We start from the raw sequence: 16,779 nt of genomic DNA, 5'->3' as shown, positions 1-16,779 counted from the left end.
CGCGCGCTTGCCGACCGGTCTGGTTCCCTGGCTACCGCGAGCTGGGCCCTCAGGCCGCAGCCACGCCCGGCGCGGCGATCGACCGTGCATGCCCGGTCAGCTCGATCAACGGCAATGCCCGCTGCACCGCCAGCCTGGCCCGTTCGGCCAGCGCGTCGTTGTGCACGCGGTAGTCCAGAAAGTCGCGGTCGGTTGCGTAGACGCCCAGCGGCAGGGTGCGTGCCTGGAAGAAGCTGAAAAGCGGACGTAGCTGATGGTCGATCACCAACGCATGGCGCTCGCTGCCCCCGGTTGCGGCGAGCAGCACGGGCGTGTCGATCAACGCGTCTTGATCAATGAAATCGAAGAAATGCTTGAACAGTCCGGTGAAGGAGCCGCGGTAGACCGGTGTTGCCACCACCAGGACGTCGGCCTGCTCCACCAGGCAGAGCGCCTGCTCCACCGTGTGGGGCACTTGGGTACGCCAGAGCGCGCCCGCGAAGTGCGGCGCCAACGCTCCAAGTTCGACCAAATGGCGCTCGCACGGCGCCTGATCGGCGATCAACTCCAGCAGGTGCTCTGCCAGGGCGACGGCCTTGGAGGGGCGTTGCATCCCGCCGGAGACCGCAACGACGCGGAGTGGGTGTTTGACAGTCATGCTGGGCAACCTTACGCAGTGGGGACGTCGTGCAGTGCGCCAGGACGCTTGCGGCCCGACCCATCGGCCGCGCCTGGTCCGAACCCGTTCACACGGCAGCGGCTGAACGACGAGTCCCGATGCTAGGGCTCGCATTCGATGAAGTAAAATGGTGTTATTTCAACAATCCATGAATTCGGATCATTGAATGCTTGAGCGCATCCATCTCACCATCGTCCAGCAGGTCGAGCAGCAAGGCTCGCTGACTGCCGCCGCAGGCGTGCTGAATCTGACCCAGTCGGCGCTGAGCCACAGCATGAAGAAGCTGGAACAGCAGCTGGGCACCGACATCTGGTTGCGCGAGGGGCGCAGCCTGCGGCTGACCCAGGCCGGCCAGTACCTGCTGGCGGTGGCGAACCGGGTGCTGCCGCAACTGGATCTGGCCGAAGAGCGGCTGGGGCAGTTTGCCCAGGGCGAGCGCGGTGCGCTACGCATCGGCATGGAATGCCATCCCTGCTACCAGTGGCTGCTCAAGCTGGTGGCGCCGTATCTGGCCACGTGGCCGGATGTGGATGTGGATGTGAAGCAGAAGTTCCAGTTCGGCGGCATCGGCGCGTTGTTCGGCTACGAGATCGATCTGCTGGTCACGCCCGACCCGCTGTTCAAGCCAGGGCTCAGGTTCGAGCCGGTGTTCGACTACGAGCAGGTACTGGTCGTGGCCAAGCGCCATGCGCTGGCGTCGGCGGCCTACGTCAAGCCACAGCAGCTCACACGCGAAGTGCTGATCAGCTACCCGGTGGATCTTGAGCGCCTGGATATCTACAGCCAGTTCCTGTTGCCGGCCGGCGTCACGCCGCGGCGCCACAAGGCCATCGAAACCACCGACATCATGATGCAGATGGTGGCCAGCGGCCGCGGCGTGGCCGCCATGCCGCGCTGGCTGGTGGAGGAATATGCGTCCAGGATGGACGTGGTGCCGGTGCGGCTGGGTGCGCGCGGCATCCCCAAGCAGATCTATCTGGGCGCGCGCGAGGCGGACATCGCGATCGATTACCTGCGCGCCTTCATCGAACTGGCGCGCGCGCCCGCCAATGCCACTGCCTACACGCAAGGACCCCACTGATGGATTCCACTGCCCAACGCATGCCACTTCCACTGCCTGATGGCCACGCCAAGGTCTTGCTGCATTCGTGCTGCGCGCCGTGCTCTGGCGAGGTCATGGAGGCGATGTTGGCCTCCGGCATCGACTACACCATCTTTTTCTACAACCCCAACATTCATCCGCGCAAGGAATACGAGCTGCGCAAGGATGAGAACGTGCGTTTTGCCGAACAGTTCGGCGTGCCCTTCATCGATGCCGACTACGATCGGGACAACTGGTTCGAGCGGGCGCGCGGGATGGAAAACGAACCTGAGCGCGGCGTGCGTTGCACCATGTGCTTTGACATGCGCTTCGAACGCACCGCGCTGTATGCCCACGAGCACGGCTTTCCGGTGATCACCAGTTCGCTGGGCATCTCGCGCTGGAAAAACATGCAGCAGATCAACGACTGCGGCATTCGCGCCGCGTCCAGGTATCCCGGCTTGATGTATTGGGAGTACAACTGGCGCAAGGGCGGTGGCGCCTCGCGCATGATTCAGATCAGCAAGCGCGAGAACTTCTATCAACAGGAATACTGCGGCTGCGTCTATTCCCTGCGCGACACCAATCGGCATCGTGTGGACAGCGGCCGCAAGCGCATTCAACTCGGTGTGAAGTTCTACGGCGATGACGCGCCGGAAGACTGAGCCTTTCGCCAGTCCAGCGGAGACCACATGGGGATTTTGGCTCCTTTCCGCTGGATCAGTGCGTCGTGGCGATGCCACCCAATCATCATGACAAGACGGCAAGACCCGTGATTTCTACCGACACGCCGAACTTCGCGAGCACCGTGACCGAGGCCTATTCGCTGGAGGTCAGCGCCAAGGACATCGGCGCGCTGACCAATGCGGCCCCACGCATCCTGCCTGGCTGCGCCATGTTCATTCCCTACCTGCCAGGCCAAAACGAGGCTGTGCGGCTGGCCGCAGCACAGAGGGTGCGTCGCCTTGGTTTCGAACCTGTGCCCCATCTTTCCGCGCGTCGCATCGGCTCGCTCGAAGAACTGCAGGCATGTGTCGCGCGCCTGGTCGATGAGGCCGGCGTCACCCGCTGCCTGGTGATTGCGGGCGATCCTTCCACTCCGAAGGGACCGTTTCCCGACAGCGTGTCGCTGATCGAGACGGGTGTGTTTGAACGCTCAGGCATCGGCACCATCGGCGTAGCGGGTCACCCGGAGGGGCATCCGATCCTGCGCACGACAGAACAATGGGACGTGCTGGAACGCAAGTGTCGCAGCATCCAGGAGCGCGGCATGGCGCCCCTGATCGTGACGCAGTTCGGGTTCGACGCCGACATCGTGGTGACCTGGCTGGAAGCGTTGCGCGCGCGTGGCATGACGCATCCGGTGCGGGTGGGCGTGCCTGGTCCTGCCAGTGTCGCCGTTCTCGCACGCTATGCGGCAAGCTGCGGTGTCGGCGCCTGCGCGTCGGTGCTCTCAAACTATGGCATTTCCATTGGCAAGTTATTCGGCAACGCGGGGCCGGATCGCTTTGTCGATCGCCTCGCCAGCCGCCTGACAGAAGCCCATGGAGATGTCCGCCTGCACCTGTTTCCGTTCGGCGGCATCGCCCAGTCTGTGGAGTGGGTTGCGCACTATCGCTCGCGTGCTTCGCAGCAAGATCGCATGCGTTCCGTGCGCGCCGATCAGGCCTGACAGCAACCTGTCCGTGTGCCAATCGGCGCGGGCTTGAGACGGTCACACCGCTGCTAATCTGGCTATCCAGCCGTGGCAAGGCCGACGAGGATGAGAACAGCTGAATGCGCTGTATGCGTCATGGGTCAAGGCCATCTGGCCGCTCCAGCTAAATCGCAAGAGGTTGAAGAGAGAATTGCGTGTTCCTGCGCTGCACGCGCTTCTCTAAACAACACCGCGTCCGCGACCCCGATCACCATCAGCATTGCTTGATTTCTAACGACTTGCGCGCGGCACCGCGAGTGTTGCAGCGCACAGCAGACCTGTCACAAGAGCGCGGTATAACCGTCTACGAATCGCGGCGAGGGGGCGCTGCATCCGATGTCGTTGCCGTGCGCGATGGCATCGCTTCTGCAATGCTCACGGAGAGATCTGCCATGCCGAAGCCGTCGCCGTTGTCGCTGTTGTGCTCCCTCTCATTGCTCTGCGCGCCGCTTGCGGCAGCCGAGTTGCAGCCCAAACAATTGGCTGGCCCACCGGAAGAGTTCGCGCAGATGCGTGCGCCAGATCCGGCCGAGTCGGCGATTCTGTCCAAGAGTGCATTGCTGCCGGTGGAACTGGCACCGGCCGGTCAATCCGCGCGCTGGCAAGGCAGCTTGCCGGTGGAAAACGGGCACCTGCGCTTCATGGTGCTGGCCGGCGATCAGGCCTGGGAGGCGGCAGTGGCTGCACCTCAGCTTGCCGGCGCGCGCACCGCCGCCGTGGCGACGCCGCTGCAAGCGCAGCGCACGCTGCTGGGCACCGCCGAGCACGGCACCAGCGGCGTGCGCTACGCCGTGGAGTCGGCGCGCAACGGCGCCTGGTCATTGACGCTGCAGTCGTCCTCGCCGGTGGCGCAGCGTGGCTACGTGCTGATGGAAGGCGATGCGCGCACGCAGCTTGCTTCGTACCTGCGCACGCGTCAGCAACAGGTTGGCCAGTCGCTCACGCTCAACGCGTTGCTGAGCGGCAACGATGTACGCGGCGCCACACTGCTGACGGCACAAGCCGGAACGATCGACGAAGCAAGCCTGCGTGTGATCGATCCGCAAGGCGGTGTGCGCAGCCTGCCGATGGCCGACGACGGCAAGCACGACGATGGCGCCGCTGGCGATGGCGTGTACGGCGGCACATTCCAACCGACCAGCGAGGGTACCTGGATTGCCCAGGTCGTCGTGCATGGGCATGACCAGGCCGGCCAGCCGTTCGTGCGGACCAGCGAGCATGTGGTGCCGGTGGTGGATACGTCGCTACGTCTGCTCGGCAATGCCCTGGGCGCACGTGCTGCAGCGGGCACGCGGCTGACGATCGCGCTGCCAGTGGCTGCGCGAGGCAACGCGCCGTCGCATTACCGCGTGTTCGGCCAGGTCTGGGGCACCGATGCCAAGGGCAAGGACATCCCGGTGGCCTGGATCGGCGGCATGCTGACGCCGCAACAAGGCCAGCTCCCGCTAAGCCTGGACGAACGCTGGATTGCGCGCGCCGGTGCGCGTGCGCCGTTTACGCTGCGCAGCCTGCGCATCGAAGACCCGGACCATTACATCCCGTTGGTGCAGGCCGCCACGCTACCGTTGCAGGTGCCCGCGTTGCGACGCGCCAGCATCGCGCGCGCCAGCACGGCAATCGATGAAAGCATGCGCATGGGCCCGCGCCCGACTGCGTTGGCGTCTGCGATGACAACGGCAAAGCCTCAGGCCGCCGGTTCGCAGTTGGTGCTGGTGCACGGCTATTGCTCCAACGGCGTATGGCCACAGGCGCAATTCACCAACGCCTCGACCTTCCTGGATGCCAAGCAGAACCGCAGCAACGATCAGTTCGCGCAGCGAATCGCGCAGTTCGCCAGCCAATGGTCGTCGTTCTCCACGGTCGCGCACAGCCAGGGCGGCATGGCGGCGCTGCACCTGTATGCCTACTACTGGAGCGGGCTGGATAACGCCACCGGTGGGCGAGTGATGCAATCGGTGGGCACGCCGTATCAAGGCACCAATCTGTCTGGGGTGCTGGCCGCGGTGGGTTCGTGGTTCGGCGTGGGCTGCGGCACCAATAGCGACATGACCTACGACGGCGCCAAGGCCTGGCTGGCCGGCATCCCGGCCGATGCACGCGCCAAGGTCAACTACTACACCACCTCGTTCGCCAAGACCAACTGGTACACCAACGACTACTGCAACGCTGCCTCGGACCTGGTGTTGAACGACCCGGAAGACGGCACGGTGGAGCAGGTCAATGCGCAGCTGCCGGGTGGCGTGAATCGCGGCCATACCACCGGCCAATGCCACACCACCGGCATGCGCGACCCGGCGCAGTATCTGGATGCCAATCGCAACGCGGTGATGAATGCGAATGCGGCGCGTTGAGGGCCGGGATGATCAGCCATTAGGCTGCTGAAAAGCCAGGGAATCGGGATTAGGGATTGGGCAAGGCGCTGTCCCGGGCACGTCCCCGGTGCAGCGCCGATTTGACCAGGTGCCTAAGCTGACGCTGGTGCAGTTTGATCGGAATATGTTTGTTGTAGGAGCGGCTTCAGCCGCGACAGGCATGACCGACAATGTCTGTCGCGGCTGCGCCGCTCCTACGAGCGTGCGGGCAATACGCTAACGCGCCGCACCCGCCACAGACGCGCCGCTCTGCGCATCGGCGCCACCGCCGAGCACCTTGTACAAGGTCACCCGATTGCTCGCCTCGGTCAGCCGCAAGCTGATCAATGTCTGTTGCGCGCTGTAGAGCGTGCGCTGCGCATCCAGCGTCACCAGGTAACTGTCCACGCCATGGCGATAGCGCGCATCCGACAGGCTGAAGCTGCGTTGTGCGGCGTCCACCATCGCCTGCTGCGCATGCATGCGTTCTTCGAGCTGCGTGCGTTCGGCCAGTGCATCGGCCACTTCACTGAAGGCGGTCTGGATCGCCAATTCGTATTGCGCAATGGTGATGTCCTTTTCCAACGTGGCCACATCCAGTTCGGCCTTCAACGCGCCGGCACGGAAGATCGGCAAGCTCACGCTGGGCGAGAACGACCATGTATGGTCGCCATCGAACAGGCTGGATAACGCATCGCTGCCGCGCCCGGCATTGGCGGTCAACGAGATGGTGGGGAAGAAGGCCGCACGTGCTGCGCCGATATCTGTATTGGCGGCCTTGAGCGTGTGCTCGGCCGACAGCACGTCCGGGCGCTGCAACAACACCCGCGATTCCAGCTGGGCAGGCAACGGCGCCAGCGCCACGCCCGTCTCGATCGCATCGCTGGCAGGCAACAACGCAGCCGGCACCGGCGTGCCCACGACCAGATTCAAGGCGTTGCGCGACTGCGCCAGCTGGGTGGTGTAGTTGGCCACATCAGCGCGCGCGCTTTCCACGCTGGTCTGGATCTGCGCCAGATCCAGACCGGAGACGATGCCGTTGTCGTGCTGCAGCTCGGTCAGACGCAAGGTCTTGCGTTGGCTGTCCATGGTCTGCTGCGCGAGCGCCAGGCGCTGCTGATCGGCGGCAACGGTCAACCAGTCGTTGGCCACTTCAGCGACCAGACTCAGACGCGTGCTGCGCTGGGTTTGCTCACTGGCAAGATAGGTTTCCAGGGCCTGGTTCTTGAGGCTGCGGATGCGGCCGAACAGGTCCAGCTCCCAGCTGCTGATGCCCACCTCGCCGCTGGCGCTGCGGATGATCTGCGGGGCGCCGGTGAAACTGGTCGCTGCCGCAGCGCGCTGCGCGGTATGCGAGACGGTGGCATCGACGGCGGGAAACAGGCTCGCACGTTGGATGCGGTACTGCGCGCGTGCCTGCTCGATATTGAGCACTGCCACACGCAGGTCGCGGTTGTTGTCCAACGCCAGCGCGACCACCTGCTGCAGACGCGCATCGGTCACCACCTGCCGCCAATCCACAGCGGCTGCATTCGGCATGCCGGTGCCTGCGTTGCCGGTGCTGCCGGTGTCGCCGATCACCCCGGGCACCGGCGCATCCGGGCGCGCGTAATGCGGTGCCATGCTGACGCAACCACTCAAGGCGATGGCGCAGGCCGCTGCCACACTTGCAAAGCTAAAGCGCATCACGGGGCCACCTCGGACGTCTCAGCGGCTGTCGCGTGATCAGACGCCTTGCCCGGAAACACGCTGCGCACCATCACGTAGAACAACGGCACGAAGAAGATGCCCAGCAGCGTAGAGACCAGCGTGCCACCGAGCACGCCGGTGCCCAGCGAATGGCGTCCACCGGAGCCGGCGCCGCTGCTGACCACCATCGGCAGCACGCCGAGCAGGAACGCCAGCGAGGTCATCACGATCGGGCGCAAGCGCATGCGCGCGGCATGCAAGGTCGCTTCGATCAGCGGCTGGCCCTTTTCTTCCAGTTCCTTGGCGAACTCCACGATCAGGATGCCGTTCTTGGCCGCCAGGCCCATCGTCGCCAGCAGGCCGACCTGGAAATAGATGTCGTTGGAGAGCCCGCGCAGCCACGTTGCCAGCAGTGCGCCGACGATGCCCACCGGCACCGCCAGCATCACCGAGATCGGGATCGACCAGCTCTCGTACAGCGCGGCCAGGCACAGGAACACGAATACCAGCGACACCGCGTACAGCATCCAGGTCTGCGCGCCGGCAGCCTGCTCCTGGTAGGACATGCCCGACCAGGCGTAACCCACGTCCTTGCCGATCTTGCCCACCAGCCCGGCGATGCCGTTCATCGCTTCGCCGGAACTGATGCCACTGGCAGCGCTGCCGGTGATCTCCATCGACTCCACGCCGTTGAAGCGGCTCAGCACCTGCGGCGCATACGCCCACGCGCTGCTGGAAAACGCCGAGAACGGCACCATCTCCGAACTGCTGTTGCGCACGTACCAGCGGCCGATGTCGGCAGGCAGCATGCGCGCGCTCGGCTCGCCCTGCACGTACACGCGCTTGACCCGGTTGTTGTTGAGGAAATCGTTGACGTAGCTGCCGCCCATCACCGTGGCCAGCGTGGTGTTGATGTCCGCCGCATCCAGGCCGAGCGCGCCAGCCTTGGCGTCGTCGATCTGCACGCGGTAGGTGGGCGCATCCTCCAGGCCGTTGAAGCGCACGGCGGTCAGGTCCTTGTCGGCGTTGGCCAGTTGCAGCAGTTGCTGCCTGGCGGTGACCAGCGCGTCGTGGCCCTTGCCGGCCACGTCCTGCAACTGCAGGGTGAAACCGGAACTGGTACCCAGGCCGTTGATCGCCGGCGGCGACAGTGCGAACACCTGCGCATCGGGCAGCGCGCCCATCATCGCGCCGGTGATGCGGTTGGCGATCTCCTGCGCAGGCGCATCGCGCTGCGCCCAATCCTTGAGCTTGATGAAACCCATGCCCGAGTTCTGGCTGCTGCCAGCAAAGCTGAAGCCGGAGATGGTCATCATCCCCGCCACTTCCGGTTGCTTGAGGATGAAGTCGGTGGCCTGATCGATCGACTGCTGCGTGCGCTGCTGCGTGGCGCCGGCCGGTGTGGTGAACATCACCATCAGCATGCCCTGGTCTTCGTCGGGCAGGAACGAACTGGGCAGGCGCCAGAACAACAGCGCCATCACCACCAGCAGCGCCAGGTAGACCAGCCCGCCGAGTTTGCGATGGCCGATCAACGTGCCCACGCCGCGGCCGTAACCCTCGGCGCTGCGGTCGAAGCGGGCGTTGAACCAGCCGAAGAAGCGCCCGAGCATGCCCTGGCGCGAGACGTGTCCGCCGCGCGCGATCGGCTTGAGCAGGCTGGCGCACAATGCCGGGCTCAGGGTCAGCGCCACCAGCAGCGACAGCAGCATCGCCGCGGCGATGGTCACCGAGAACTGGCGGTAGATCTCGCCAGTGGCGCCGCCGAAGAACGCCATCGGCAGGAACACCGCGGTCAGCACCAGGGCGATGCCCACCAGCGCGCCGGAGATCTGCCCCATCGAGGTGTAGGTGGCCTGCCGCGGCGACATGCCTTGCTCGCTCATCAGGCGCTCGACATTCTCCACCACCACGATGGCGTCATCGACCAGCAGGCCGATCGCCAGCACCATCGCGAACATGGTCAGCGTATTGATCGAATAGCCGAGCAAGGCGAGCACGCCGAAGGTGCCCAGCAGCACCACCGGCACCGCGATCACCGGCACCAGCGTGGCGCGCCAGTTCTGCAGGAACAGGTACATCACCAGCACCACCAGCGCGATCGCCTCGAGCAGGGTCTTGACCACTTCCTCGATGGAAATGCGCACGAACGGCGTGGTGTCGTAGGCGATCTCGTACTTCAGCCCGGTGGGGAAGTACGGCTTGAGCTGTTCCAGCTTGTCTTCCACCGCCTTGGCCGCGTTCAGCGCATTGGCGCCGGTCGCCAGCTCCAGTCCCATGCCCGAGGCTGACTTGCCGTTGTACTTGGAACTGGATGCATACGACTTGGAACCCAGCTCCACTCGCGCCACGTCGCGTAGATACACGGTGGCGCCGCCGGGCTGCGACTTCAGCACGATCGCTTCGAATTGCGCCGGGGTCTTGAGCTTGCTGCGCGAGGTGACCGTGGCGTTGAGCTGCTGACCCTGCACCGCCGGCAACGCGCCCAGCGCGCCGGAGGAGACGTCGGCGTTCTGCGCCGAAATCGCGTTGCTCACGTCCGCGGGCATCAGCGCATAGGTGCGCAGCTTGTCCGGATCCAGCCACACCCGCATCGAGTATTCGGAGCCGAACACGTTGACCCCGCCGACACCGTTGAGCCGGCTGATCGGGTCCTGCAGCGTGGACACCATGTAGTCGCCGATGTCGGTGCTGTCCATGCTGCCGTCTTCGGAGGTGAAGGCCAGCACCATGAACATGCTGCTGCCGGTGGACTTGGTGACGGTCACGCCATTGCTCTGCACCGCCTCCGGCAGCATCGCCTCGCCCTGCGACACCTTGTTCTGCACCTGCACCTGGGCGGTGTCCGGGTCGGTGCCGGAATCGAAGGTCAGGGTGATCGAGGCGGTGTCGGCGGAACTGCTGCTGGAAGACATGTACAGCAGATGGTCCAACCCGGTCATCTGCTGCTCGAGGATCTGCGTGACCGAGTTTTGCACGGTCTGCGCCGAGGCACCGGTGTAGGTGGCGCTGACGTTGATCGTCGGCGGGGCGATGTTGGGATACTGCTCCAGCGGCAATGACAGGATCGAGAGCGCGCCGGCCAGGGTGATCACGATGGCGATGACCCAGGCGAAGATGGGACGGTCGATGAAGAAGCGGGCCATGGCGGTTCCTCAGTCGGCCTTGGGCGCCGCCGCGGCGGTGCCCTGCGTGGATGGCGACGCGTTGGCGGCCGAGTCGGCCGCAGCGGTCTGGCTCACTTCCACGGCCCTGACCTCGGCGCCGACCGACGCCTTCTGCAGGCCCTGCACGATGACCTTGTCGCCAGCCTTCAATCCCTGGCGCACCACCCACTTGTCGCCGATCGCATCGCCGGTGGTCAGCACCCGCTGCGCGACCTTGTTGTCGCTGCCGACCACCATCGCCACCGCCTGGCCCTTGCTGTTGCGGCTGATCGCCTGCTGCGGCACCAGGATGGCCTGCTCGTCCACGGCCATCGAGAGCTTCGCGGTGACATACATGCCCGGCAGCAACACCCGCTCGGGATTGGGCACCACCGCGCGCAGCTTCACCGTGCCGGTGGCGGTATCGACCGCGGCATCCACCACCTCCAACGTGCCGCTGTGTGCGTAGGTGCTGCCGTCCTCCAGTTGCAGCGTCACCTCGGCCTTGCCATCCACTGCCTTGAGCTGGCCGGCGTCGAGCTGGCGGCGCAACTGCAGCAGCTGGACGCTGGACTGGGTGACGTCCACATAGATCGGGTCCAGTTGGTTGATGGTGGCCAGCACCTCGCTCTGGCCGGCACTGACCAGCGCGCCCGGCGTGTAGCTGGAGGTGCCGATGCGGCCGGACACCGGCGCGGTGATGCGGGTGTAGTCGAGATTGATGCGCGCGGTCTGCAACGATGCCTTGGCCGCGACCACCGCTGCCTGGTTCGAGCGCAGCGTGGCCAACGCATCGTCGCCGTCCTGCTTGCTGACCGCATCCAGCCCGACCAGGGTCTGGTAGCGCTGCGCCTTGGGCCTGGCCGACAACACCGCCGCCTCGGCTTGCGCCAGATCGCCCTTGGCCGTGTCGTACGCGGCCTGGTAGCTGGCCGGATCGATTTCATACAGCACCTGCCCGGCCTGGACGTCCTGGCCTTCGGTGAACAGCCGCTTGCGCACAATGCCGCCGACCTGCGGGCGCACGTCCGAGGTGACGTAGGCCACGGTGCGACCGGACAAGGTCTGGTCCACGGCCAGCCGCTGCGCCTTCAACGTCTGCACGCCGACCTGCGTCTGCGGCATCTGCGGCGGCTGCCTGGAAGAACACGCGGCCATGAGCGTGGTCGCGGCGGCGAGCAGCAGCAAGCGCACGGACGCAGTGCGAAAACGATGGGTAGCGACGGGCAACATGCGACGAACTCACGGTTTATCCGAATGTGGCCACGCTACGGCGCGAATGTGCAGCAAATTTGGAGATTGCCGGCCGCGGCGTCGATTCGCTTGATTTCCCCTGGCCCGACCCGGCTAATACGCAGCAGCTGCGGTTACCGCGCTTCGCATCACCTCTTCGATGAAACTGGGTATCACCGCCAAGCTGTTTCTCGCCATCCTCGCCGCGTGCGTGGCAGTGCTGCTGATCAACGGCATCGCGGTGCAGGCCTTCGTCAAACGCCAGTTCCTGGACTACCTCAACGAACAGGGCGTGGAGCGCATGCAAGAGACCTTGCCGCGGGTCAGGGCCGAATACGCGCGGCACGGCAGCTGGGAGTTCGTGCGCGACAATCCCGATGCCTGGTTCGTCCTGATGCGCCCGGAGCGTGGCCCCGGCCCGCCGCGCGAGGCACCGCCGATTTCCGACCAGACCGGCGCGGTGTTTCGCTTCGCGCTGCTCGACCAGGACTACACGCCGGTGATTGGCAATCCGGATGTCGGCCGCCACGACATCCTGCGCCCGGTGGTGGTTGGCGGCCGCACCGTCGGCTGGATGGCGATGCTGCCGTTCCAGAAGGCGCTGGCAGCGGCGGACGCGCGCTTCTACGCCGCCCAGCAACGCGCGTGGTGGGCGATCGGCGGCGCCTGCCTGCTGGTCGCCGCGCTGCTCGGCTGGCTGTTGTCGCGCACCTTGCTGCGGCGCCTGCGTGGCCTGACCCAGGCCACCCACCTGCTCGCTGCGGGCGACTACGCCACCCGCATCGACGCCGCGGCGCGCGACGAACTGGGCCAGCTGGCGCGCGATTTCAACCTGCTGGCGCAAGCGTTGGAGCACAACGAACGCGCGCGGCGCGACTTCATGGCCGACATCTCGCACGAGCTGCGCACGCCGCTGGCGGTCCTGCGCGCCGAACTGGAAGCACTGCAGGACGGCATCCGGCCGATGACACCCAACTCGCTGGGGTCGCTGCACCAGCAGGTCGGCCAGTTGGGCAAGCTGATCGAGGACCTGTACGACGTGTCGCTGACCGATGTCGGTGCGCTGGCGTATCGGCGCGCTCCCGTCGATCTGGCGGTCATCCTGGCAACCGTGCTGGACGGCTTGCACGCGCGCTTTGCCGCCGCGCAGCTGCAGGTGCAGGCGCAGATCGATGCCGGCCCGCTGCAGCTGGACGGCGACGAGCGCCGTCTGCAGCAACTGCTGGGCAACCTGCTGGAAAACACGCTGCGCTACACCGACGCCGGTGGCACGGTGCAGGTGCACTGCGTGCGCCGCGGCGCGGTGCTGGAGCTGGTGGTCGAAGACAGCGCGCCAGGCGTGGATGCAGACAAGCGCGCGCGGTTGTTCGAACGCTTCTACCGCACCGAGGCTTCGCGCAATCGTGCCAGCGGCGGCAGCGGCCTGGGCCTGGCGATCTGCCGCAACATCGCCGAGGCACACGGCGGCTCGATCCACGCCGAGGCTTCCGCACTGGGCGGGCTGCGCATGGTGCTGCGCTTGCCGGCGCTGGCCGCATGAGCAGCGCGTCCCCGATCGGGCATGTGCTGATCGTCGAGGACGAACCGCGCCTGGCCGCGGTGTTGGGCGAGTACCTGCACGCGGCCGGCTATTCGCACGACTGGATCGCCGATGGCGCGCAAGCGTTGGGCGCATTCCGCGCGCAGCAGCCGGACCTGGTGTTGCTGGACCTGATGCTGCCCAACCGTGGCGGCCTGGACATCTGCCGCGACCTGCGCAAGGAAAGCGCGGTGCCGGTCATCATGGTCACCGCACGCGTGGAGGAAATCGACCGCCTGCTGGGCCTGGAGATCGGCGCGGACGACTACATCTGCAAGCCGTTCAGCCCGCGCGAAGTGGTGGCGCGTGTCCAGGCAGTGTTGCGCCGTCATCGCCACGACCCCCACGGCGCACCGGCACCGGGCCTGCATATCGACGAGGATGCCTGTCGCGCCAGCGTGGACGGCCGCGCCCTGGACCTGACCCAGGTCGAGTTCCGCCTGCTGCGCACCCTCGCCGCCGCCCCGGGGCGGGTGTACTCGCGCGAGCAACTGATGGGCCGGCTCTACGCCGACCACCGCATCGTCACCGACCGCACTGTCGACAGCCACGTCAAGAATCTACGCCGCAAGCTCGCCGACGCCGGCGGCGAGGACTGGGTCCGCTCGGTCTATGGCGCGGGGTATCGCTTCGAGCCGTGATTCGGGATTGGGGATTCGGGATTCGGGATTGGCAAGAGCGGTAGCGCCATGGCTGAAACGCAATCGGTCAAGCCGCTTTCGCGAATCCCCAATCCCGAATCCCGACTCCCCGCCTCAACGAAACACCACCGTGCGATGTCCATTGAGCACGATGCGGTGTTCGACGTGGCGGCGTACTGCGCGCGCCAGCACCAGCGATTCGGTGTCGCTGCCCAGGCGGATCAGGTCGCGCGGGGTCATGGCGTGGTCCACGCGGGCGACGTCCTGCTCGATGATCGGGCCTTCGTCCAGATCTTCGGTGACGTAGTGCGCGGTGGCGCCGATGATCTTGACCCCGCGCGCGTGCGCCTGGTGATACGGCTGCGCGCCCTTGAAGCTGGGCAGGAAACTGTGATGGATATTGATCGCGCGCCCGGCCAGTGCCCGGCACAGCTGCGGCGACAGGATCTGCATGTAGCGCGCCAGCACCACCAGATCGATCTGCAGATCATCGACCAGGGCGAGCAGCTGCGCTTCCTGCGCGGCGCGCGTGTCGGCGCTCACGGGCAGATGGTGGAAGGCAATGCCGTAGGAGGCTGCCAACGGCGCGAAGTCGGTGTGGTTGGAGACCACCGCAGCGATGTCCACCGGCAATTGCCGGCTGTGCATGCGGAACAACAGGTCGTTGAGGCAATGGCCCTGCTTGCTCACCAGCACCAGCAGGCGCGCGCGGCGGCGTGCGTCATGCAGTTGCCATGTCATCTGGAATTGATCAGCCAGCACGGCAAAGCGCTGCTCCAGCGCGGCAATGTCGGTCTTTGCCGGTTTGTGGAAATGCACGCGCAGAAAGAATCGCCCGCTTTCGTCGTCGCCGAATTGCTGCGCGTCGAGGATGTTGCAGGCCAGGTCGAACAGCAGCCCGGTCACGCGATAGACGATACCGGTGCGGTCGGGACAGGACAGGGTGAGGATGTAGTCGGAGCGCATCGGCGCATGATAGCCAATGCACGACATCACCGACGCAGTGCTTGCGTCGGTAACTTTTGCAGTGCGAACGGGTGCAAAAACCGGCGTGCCGTCCAGCCGATGTTTGACGCTCTGACCGTGGCGGCGTTGCGCTCGTACTGCAAGATGACGTGCAGCCAACATCACGTGTCGCCCGGCAGGGCCATGCGTGCACCGATGCGGATGCGCGGCACCGCCACGCACGTCCGGCATCGGCACTCAGCGCGGCGGCAAACGCAGCATCAGCCGCCGGTTGATCTCCTCCAGCTGCGCAAGCGATGCGTCCACCGATGTTTCCATGGCTTCCTGCGTGGTGATGTGTGCACGCAGATGCGCGGGGTCGGACAGCTCGCCACGCACCAGGAATACGTTCTCGCCGACTTCGCCCAGATGGCGGCTGAGCACCACGTAGTCCACCTGGTCGAAGCCATGCTGCTTGGCCAGCGGCAGCAGGCGCGCGGCCATGCGTTCGCTTGCCTGGTCCACGGGCTTGCCTAACTCGGCGTCCAGCACGCTGACCGCTTCGCGGATCTGTGCGAACAGGTAGTGGTCCGGGTGCTCGGGATGGTCGGGGCCCACCGGGCCCTGGTGGATGACCGGTGCGTCGGTCATCGCGTGCCACCGGCGCAAGCCCGTGCGCGCGGCGCGCGCGCGGCCAAGCCGAGCGTGATCTGCAGGTGTCGCATCGCATCCTCCCTGGAGCGGCGGCTGTAACGAGCCGGCATTTTAGAAGGTCCGCTGCATGTTTGGGTGAGCAAGCGGTGGGCCGTCGTGGCATGAAGCCAAGTGCCTTGCGCAGGGCTCAATCCGCGTTGCGCAAGGTGATCAGGCCACCTGCCCTGCCCGCCGCGCCGAGACGTCCGCCAGGACCGCCCAGTCTGCGTTGCCGTCGCCATGCGCAATGGCCTCGTCCAGCCCTGCGCGCAGCAGTTCGCCCAACGGCATCGGCACCTGCTTGTCGGCGCCGGCCTGGATGGCCAGGTCCACATCCTTGCGGCCCAGCGTGGCGGTGAAACCCGCCGGCAGGTATTGGCGCTGCATGATCAGCCGGCCATAGCCCTGGTAGGCGGGCGCGGCGAACAAGGTGCTGGTGAGCATGCCCAGAAATTGCGTGGCATCCACACCGTGACCGCGTGCCAGCGCACTGGCTTCGGCCATGGCGCCGATGGCGCTGGCCAGGCAGAAGTTGGCGGCCAGCTTCACTGCATTGGCCTGCTCCGGTGCGCGACCGATGTACCAGGTCTTCTGCCCCAGCGCATCGAACATCGGCTGCACCCGAGCCACGGCCGCTTCATCGCCGGCGGCCAGGATATTGAGCTTGCCGACTTCGGCTACATCCACACGCCCAAGCACCGGCGCGGCCACGTAGGCCACACCGCGTTCGGCATGCAGCGCGGTCAACTCGTGTGCCAGCGCCACCGAAATGGTGGCCATGTTGACGTGCACGCTGCCCGCCGGCAGCGCGTCCAGTACGCCACGCTCCAGCAGGGTCTGGCGCACTGCATTGTCGTCGGCCAGCATCGAAAACAGCAGCGGGCCGTGCGCGGCATCGTGCGGTTGCTCCACCACCGTGGCGCCAGCGTCGTGCAGCGGCTGGGCGCGTTCGGGCGAACGGTTCCATACGCTCAACGCGAACCCGCCACGCAGCAGGTTGTGCGCCATCGGCAGGCCCATCGTGCCCAAGCCCAGAAATCCTATCGGCATGCGGTGTCCTTGTTCGG

At 65.9% G+C, this 16,779-nt stretch carries 13 protein-coding genes; 6 read left to right on the top strand and 7 right to left on the bottom strand.

Translation table 11 applies throughout. The features are described 5' to 3' along the window. Nucleotides 1–49 precede the first annotated feature (49 nt). The gene (gene msuE, locus ACCQ07_RS01640) at nucleotides 50–637 is read right to left on the bottom strand and encodes an FMN reductase (RefSeq protein WP_372166589.1); all 588 of its coding nucleotides are present in this window, start codon (nucleotides 635–637) and stop codon (nucleotides 50–52) included. A gap of 187 nt (nucleotides 638–824) precedes the next feature. Here msuE and ACCQ07_RS01635 point away from each other — a divergent pair, with 187 nt between their 5' ends. The 4 genes from ACCQ07_RS01635 to ACCQ07_RS01620 all read left to right on the top strand — a co-directional run bounded on the left by ACCQ07_RS01635 (nucleotide 825) and on the right by ACCQ07_RS01620 (nucleotide 5,786). Continuing rightward, nucleotides 825–1,739 (top strand): LysR family transcriptional regulator, encoded by a 915-nt coding sequence (locus ACCQ07_RS01635; RefSeq protein ID WP_014089083.1) that lies wholly within the window; start codon nucleotides 825–827, stop codon nucleotides 1,737–1,739. Next, nucleotides 1,739–2,404, top strand: a complete 666-nt coding sequence (locus ACCQ07_RS01630) for an epoxyqueuosine reductase QueH (protein WP_014089082.1) — start codon at nucleotides 1,739–1,741, stop codon at nucleotides 2,402–2,404. Before ACCQ07_RS01635 ends, ACCQ07_RS01630 begins: the two co-directional genes overlap by 1 nt. A 107-nt stretch (nucleotides 2,405–2,511) precedes the next feature. After that, a complete protein-coding gene (locus ACCQ07_RS01625) occupies nucleotides 2,512–3,411 on the top strand; it encodes a methylenetetrahydrofolate reductase (protein WP_372364109.1) in 900 nt (299 codons plus the stop codon). A gap of 416 nt (nucleotides 3,412–3,827) precedes the next feature. After that, nucleotides 3,828–5,786, top strand: a complete 1,959-nt coding sequence (locus ACCQ07_RS01620; protein ID WP_372363720.1) for a choice-of-anchor X domain-containing protein — start codon at nucleotides 3,828–3,830, stop codon at nucleotides 5,784–5,786. A gap of 237 nt (nucleotides 5,787–6,023) precedes the next feature. Here ACCQ07_RS01620 and ACCQ07_RS01615 read toward each other — a convergent pair whose 3' ends face one another. The 3 genes from ACCQ07_RS01615 to ACCQ07_RS01605 are packed head-to-tail and all read right to left on the bottom strand — an operon-like array spanning nucleotide 6,024 to nucleotide 11,854. Next, complete coding sequence (locus tag ACCQ07_RS01615) at nucleotides 6,024–7,472, bottom strand: efflux transporter outer membrane subunit (protein ID WP_372363719.1); 1,449 nt, start codon at nucleotides 7,470–7,472, stop codon at nucleotides 6,024–6,026. Then, complete coding sequence (locus ACCQ07_RS01610) at nucleotides 7,472–10,621, bottom strand: efflux RND transporter permease subunit (protein ID WP_372363718.1); 3,150 nt, start codon at nucleotides 10,619–10,621, stop codon at nucleotides 7,472–7,474. Before ACCQ07_RS01610 ends, ACCQ07_RS01615 begins: the two co-directional genes overlap by 1 nt. A gap of 9 nt (nucleotides 10,622–10,630) precedes the next feature. After that, nucleotides 10,631–11,854 (bottom strand): efflux RND transporter periplasmic adaptor subunit, encoded by a 1,224-nt coding sequence (locus tag ACCQ07_RS01605; RefSeq protein WP_372363717.1) that lies wholly within the window; start codon nucleotides 11,852–11,854, stop codon nucleotides 10,631–10,633. 160 nt (nucleotides 11,855–12,014) lie between these two features. On the opposite strand from ACCQ07_RS01605, the gene baeS reads away from it, so the two are divergent. Further along, on the top strand, nucleotides 12,015–13,394 hold the full coding sequence (gene baeS, locus ACCQ07_RS01600; RefSeq protein WP_008574883.1) for a sensor histidine kinase efflux regulator BaeS: 1,380 nt from the start codon (nucleotides 12,015–12,017) through the stop codon (nucleotides 13,392–13,394). After that, entirely contained in the window at nucleotides 13,391–14,074 is a 684-nt protein-coding gene (locus ACCQ07_RS01595) for a response regulator (protein WP_008574880.1), read from the top strand. The genes baeS and ACCQ07_RS01595 overlap by 4 nt, the downstream gene beginning before the upstream one ends. Before the next feature lie 114 nt (nucleotides 14,075–14,188). Here the strand turns inward: ACCQ07_RS01595 and purU are convergent, their stop codons facing one another. The 3 genes from purU to ACCQ07_RS01580 form a co-directional block, all read right to left on the bottom strand. Further along, entirely contained in the window at nucleotides 14,189–15,067 is an 879-nt protein-coding gene (gene purU, locus ACCQ07_RS01590; RefSeq protein ID WP_171309876.1) for a formyltetrahydrofolate deformylase, read from the bottom strand. Between the two features lie 210 nt (nucleotides 15,068–15,277). Beyond that, nucleotides 15,278–15,670 (bottom strand): XVIPCD domain-containing protein, encoded by a 393-nt coding sequence (locus ACCQ07_RS01585; RefSeq protein ID WP_008574877.1) that lies wholly within the window; start codon nucleotides 15,668–15,670, stop codon nucleotides 15,278–15,280. Nucleotides 15,671–15,883: 213 nt separating this feature from the next. Beyond that, the gene (locus ACCQ07_RS01580) at nucleotides 15,884–16,762 is read right to left on the bottom strand and encodes an NAD(P)-dependent oxidoreductase (protein WP_372363715.1); all 879 of its coding nucleotides are present in this window, start codon (nucleotides 16,760–16,762) and stop codon (nucleotides 15,884–15,886) included. Nucleotides 16,763–16,779 lie beyond the last annotated feature (17 nt).

This window comes from Xanthomonas sp. NCPPB 3583, assembly GCF_041475715.2.
Lineage (GTDB): Bacteria > Pseudomonadota > Gammaproteobacteria > Xanthomonadales > Xanthomonadaceae > Xanthomonas > Xanthomonas euvesicatoria.
This window is presented reverse-complemented; position numbering and strand designations above follow the sequence as displayed.

Excerpts from the sequence above, each read along its gene's own strand:
- msuE (WP_372166589.1), bottom strand. The coding sequence starts at position 637 with ATGACTGTCAAACACCCACTCCGCGTCGTTGCGGTCTCCGGCGGGATG.
- ACCQ07_RS01635 (WP_014089083.1), top strand. The coding sequence starts at position 825 with ATGCTTGAGCGCATCCATCTCACCATCGTCCAGCAGGTCGAGCAGCAA.
- ACCQ07_RS01630 (WP_014089082.1), top strand. The coding sequence starts at position 1,739 with ATGGATTCCACTGCCCAACGCATGCCACTTCCACTGCCTGATGGCCAC.
- ACCQ07_RS01620 (WP_372363720.1), top strand. The coding sequence starts at position 3,828 with ATGCCGAAGCCGTCGCCGTTGTCGCTGTTGTGCTCCCTCTCATTGCTC.
- ACCQ07_RS01615 (WP_372363719.1), bottom strand. The coding sequence starts at position 7,472 with ATGCGCTTTAGCTTTGCAAGTGTGGCAGCGGCCTGCGCCATCGCCTTG.
- ACCQ07_RS01610 (WP_372363718.1), bottom strand. The coding sequence starts at position 10,621 with ATGGCCCGCTTCTTCATCGACCGTCCCATCTTCGCCTGGGTCATCGCC.
- ACCQ07_RS01605 (WP_372363717.1), bottom strand. The coding sequence starts at position 11,854 with ATGTTGCCCGTCGCTACCCATCGTTTTCGCACTGCGTCCGTGCGCTTG.
- baeS (WP_008574883.1), top strand. The coding sequence starts at position 12,015 with ATGAAACTGGGTATCACCGCCAAGCTGTTTCTCGCCATCCTCGCCGCG.
- ACCQ07_RS01595 (WP_008574880.1), top strand. The coding sequence starts at position 13,391 with ATGAGCAGCGCGTCCCCGATCGGGCATGTGCTGATCGTCGAGGACGAA.
- purU (WP_171309876.1), bottom strand. The coding sequence starts at position 15,067 with ATGTCGTGCATTGGCTATCATGCGCCGATGCGCTCCGACTACATCCTC.
- ACCQ07_RS01585 (WP_008574877.1), bottom strand. The coding sequence starts at position 15,670 with ATGACCGACGCACCGGTCATCCACCAGGGCCCGGTGGGCCCCGACCAT.
- ACCQ07_RS01580 (WP_372363715.1), bottom strand. The coding sequence starts at position 16,762 with ATGCCGATAGGATTTCTGGGCTTGGGCACGATGGGCCTGCCGATGGCG.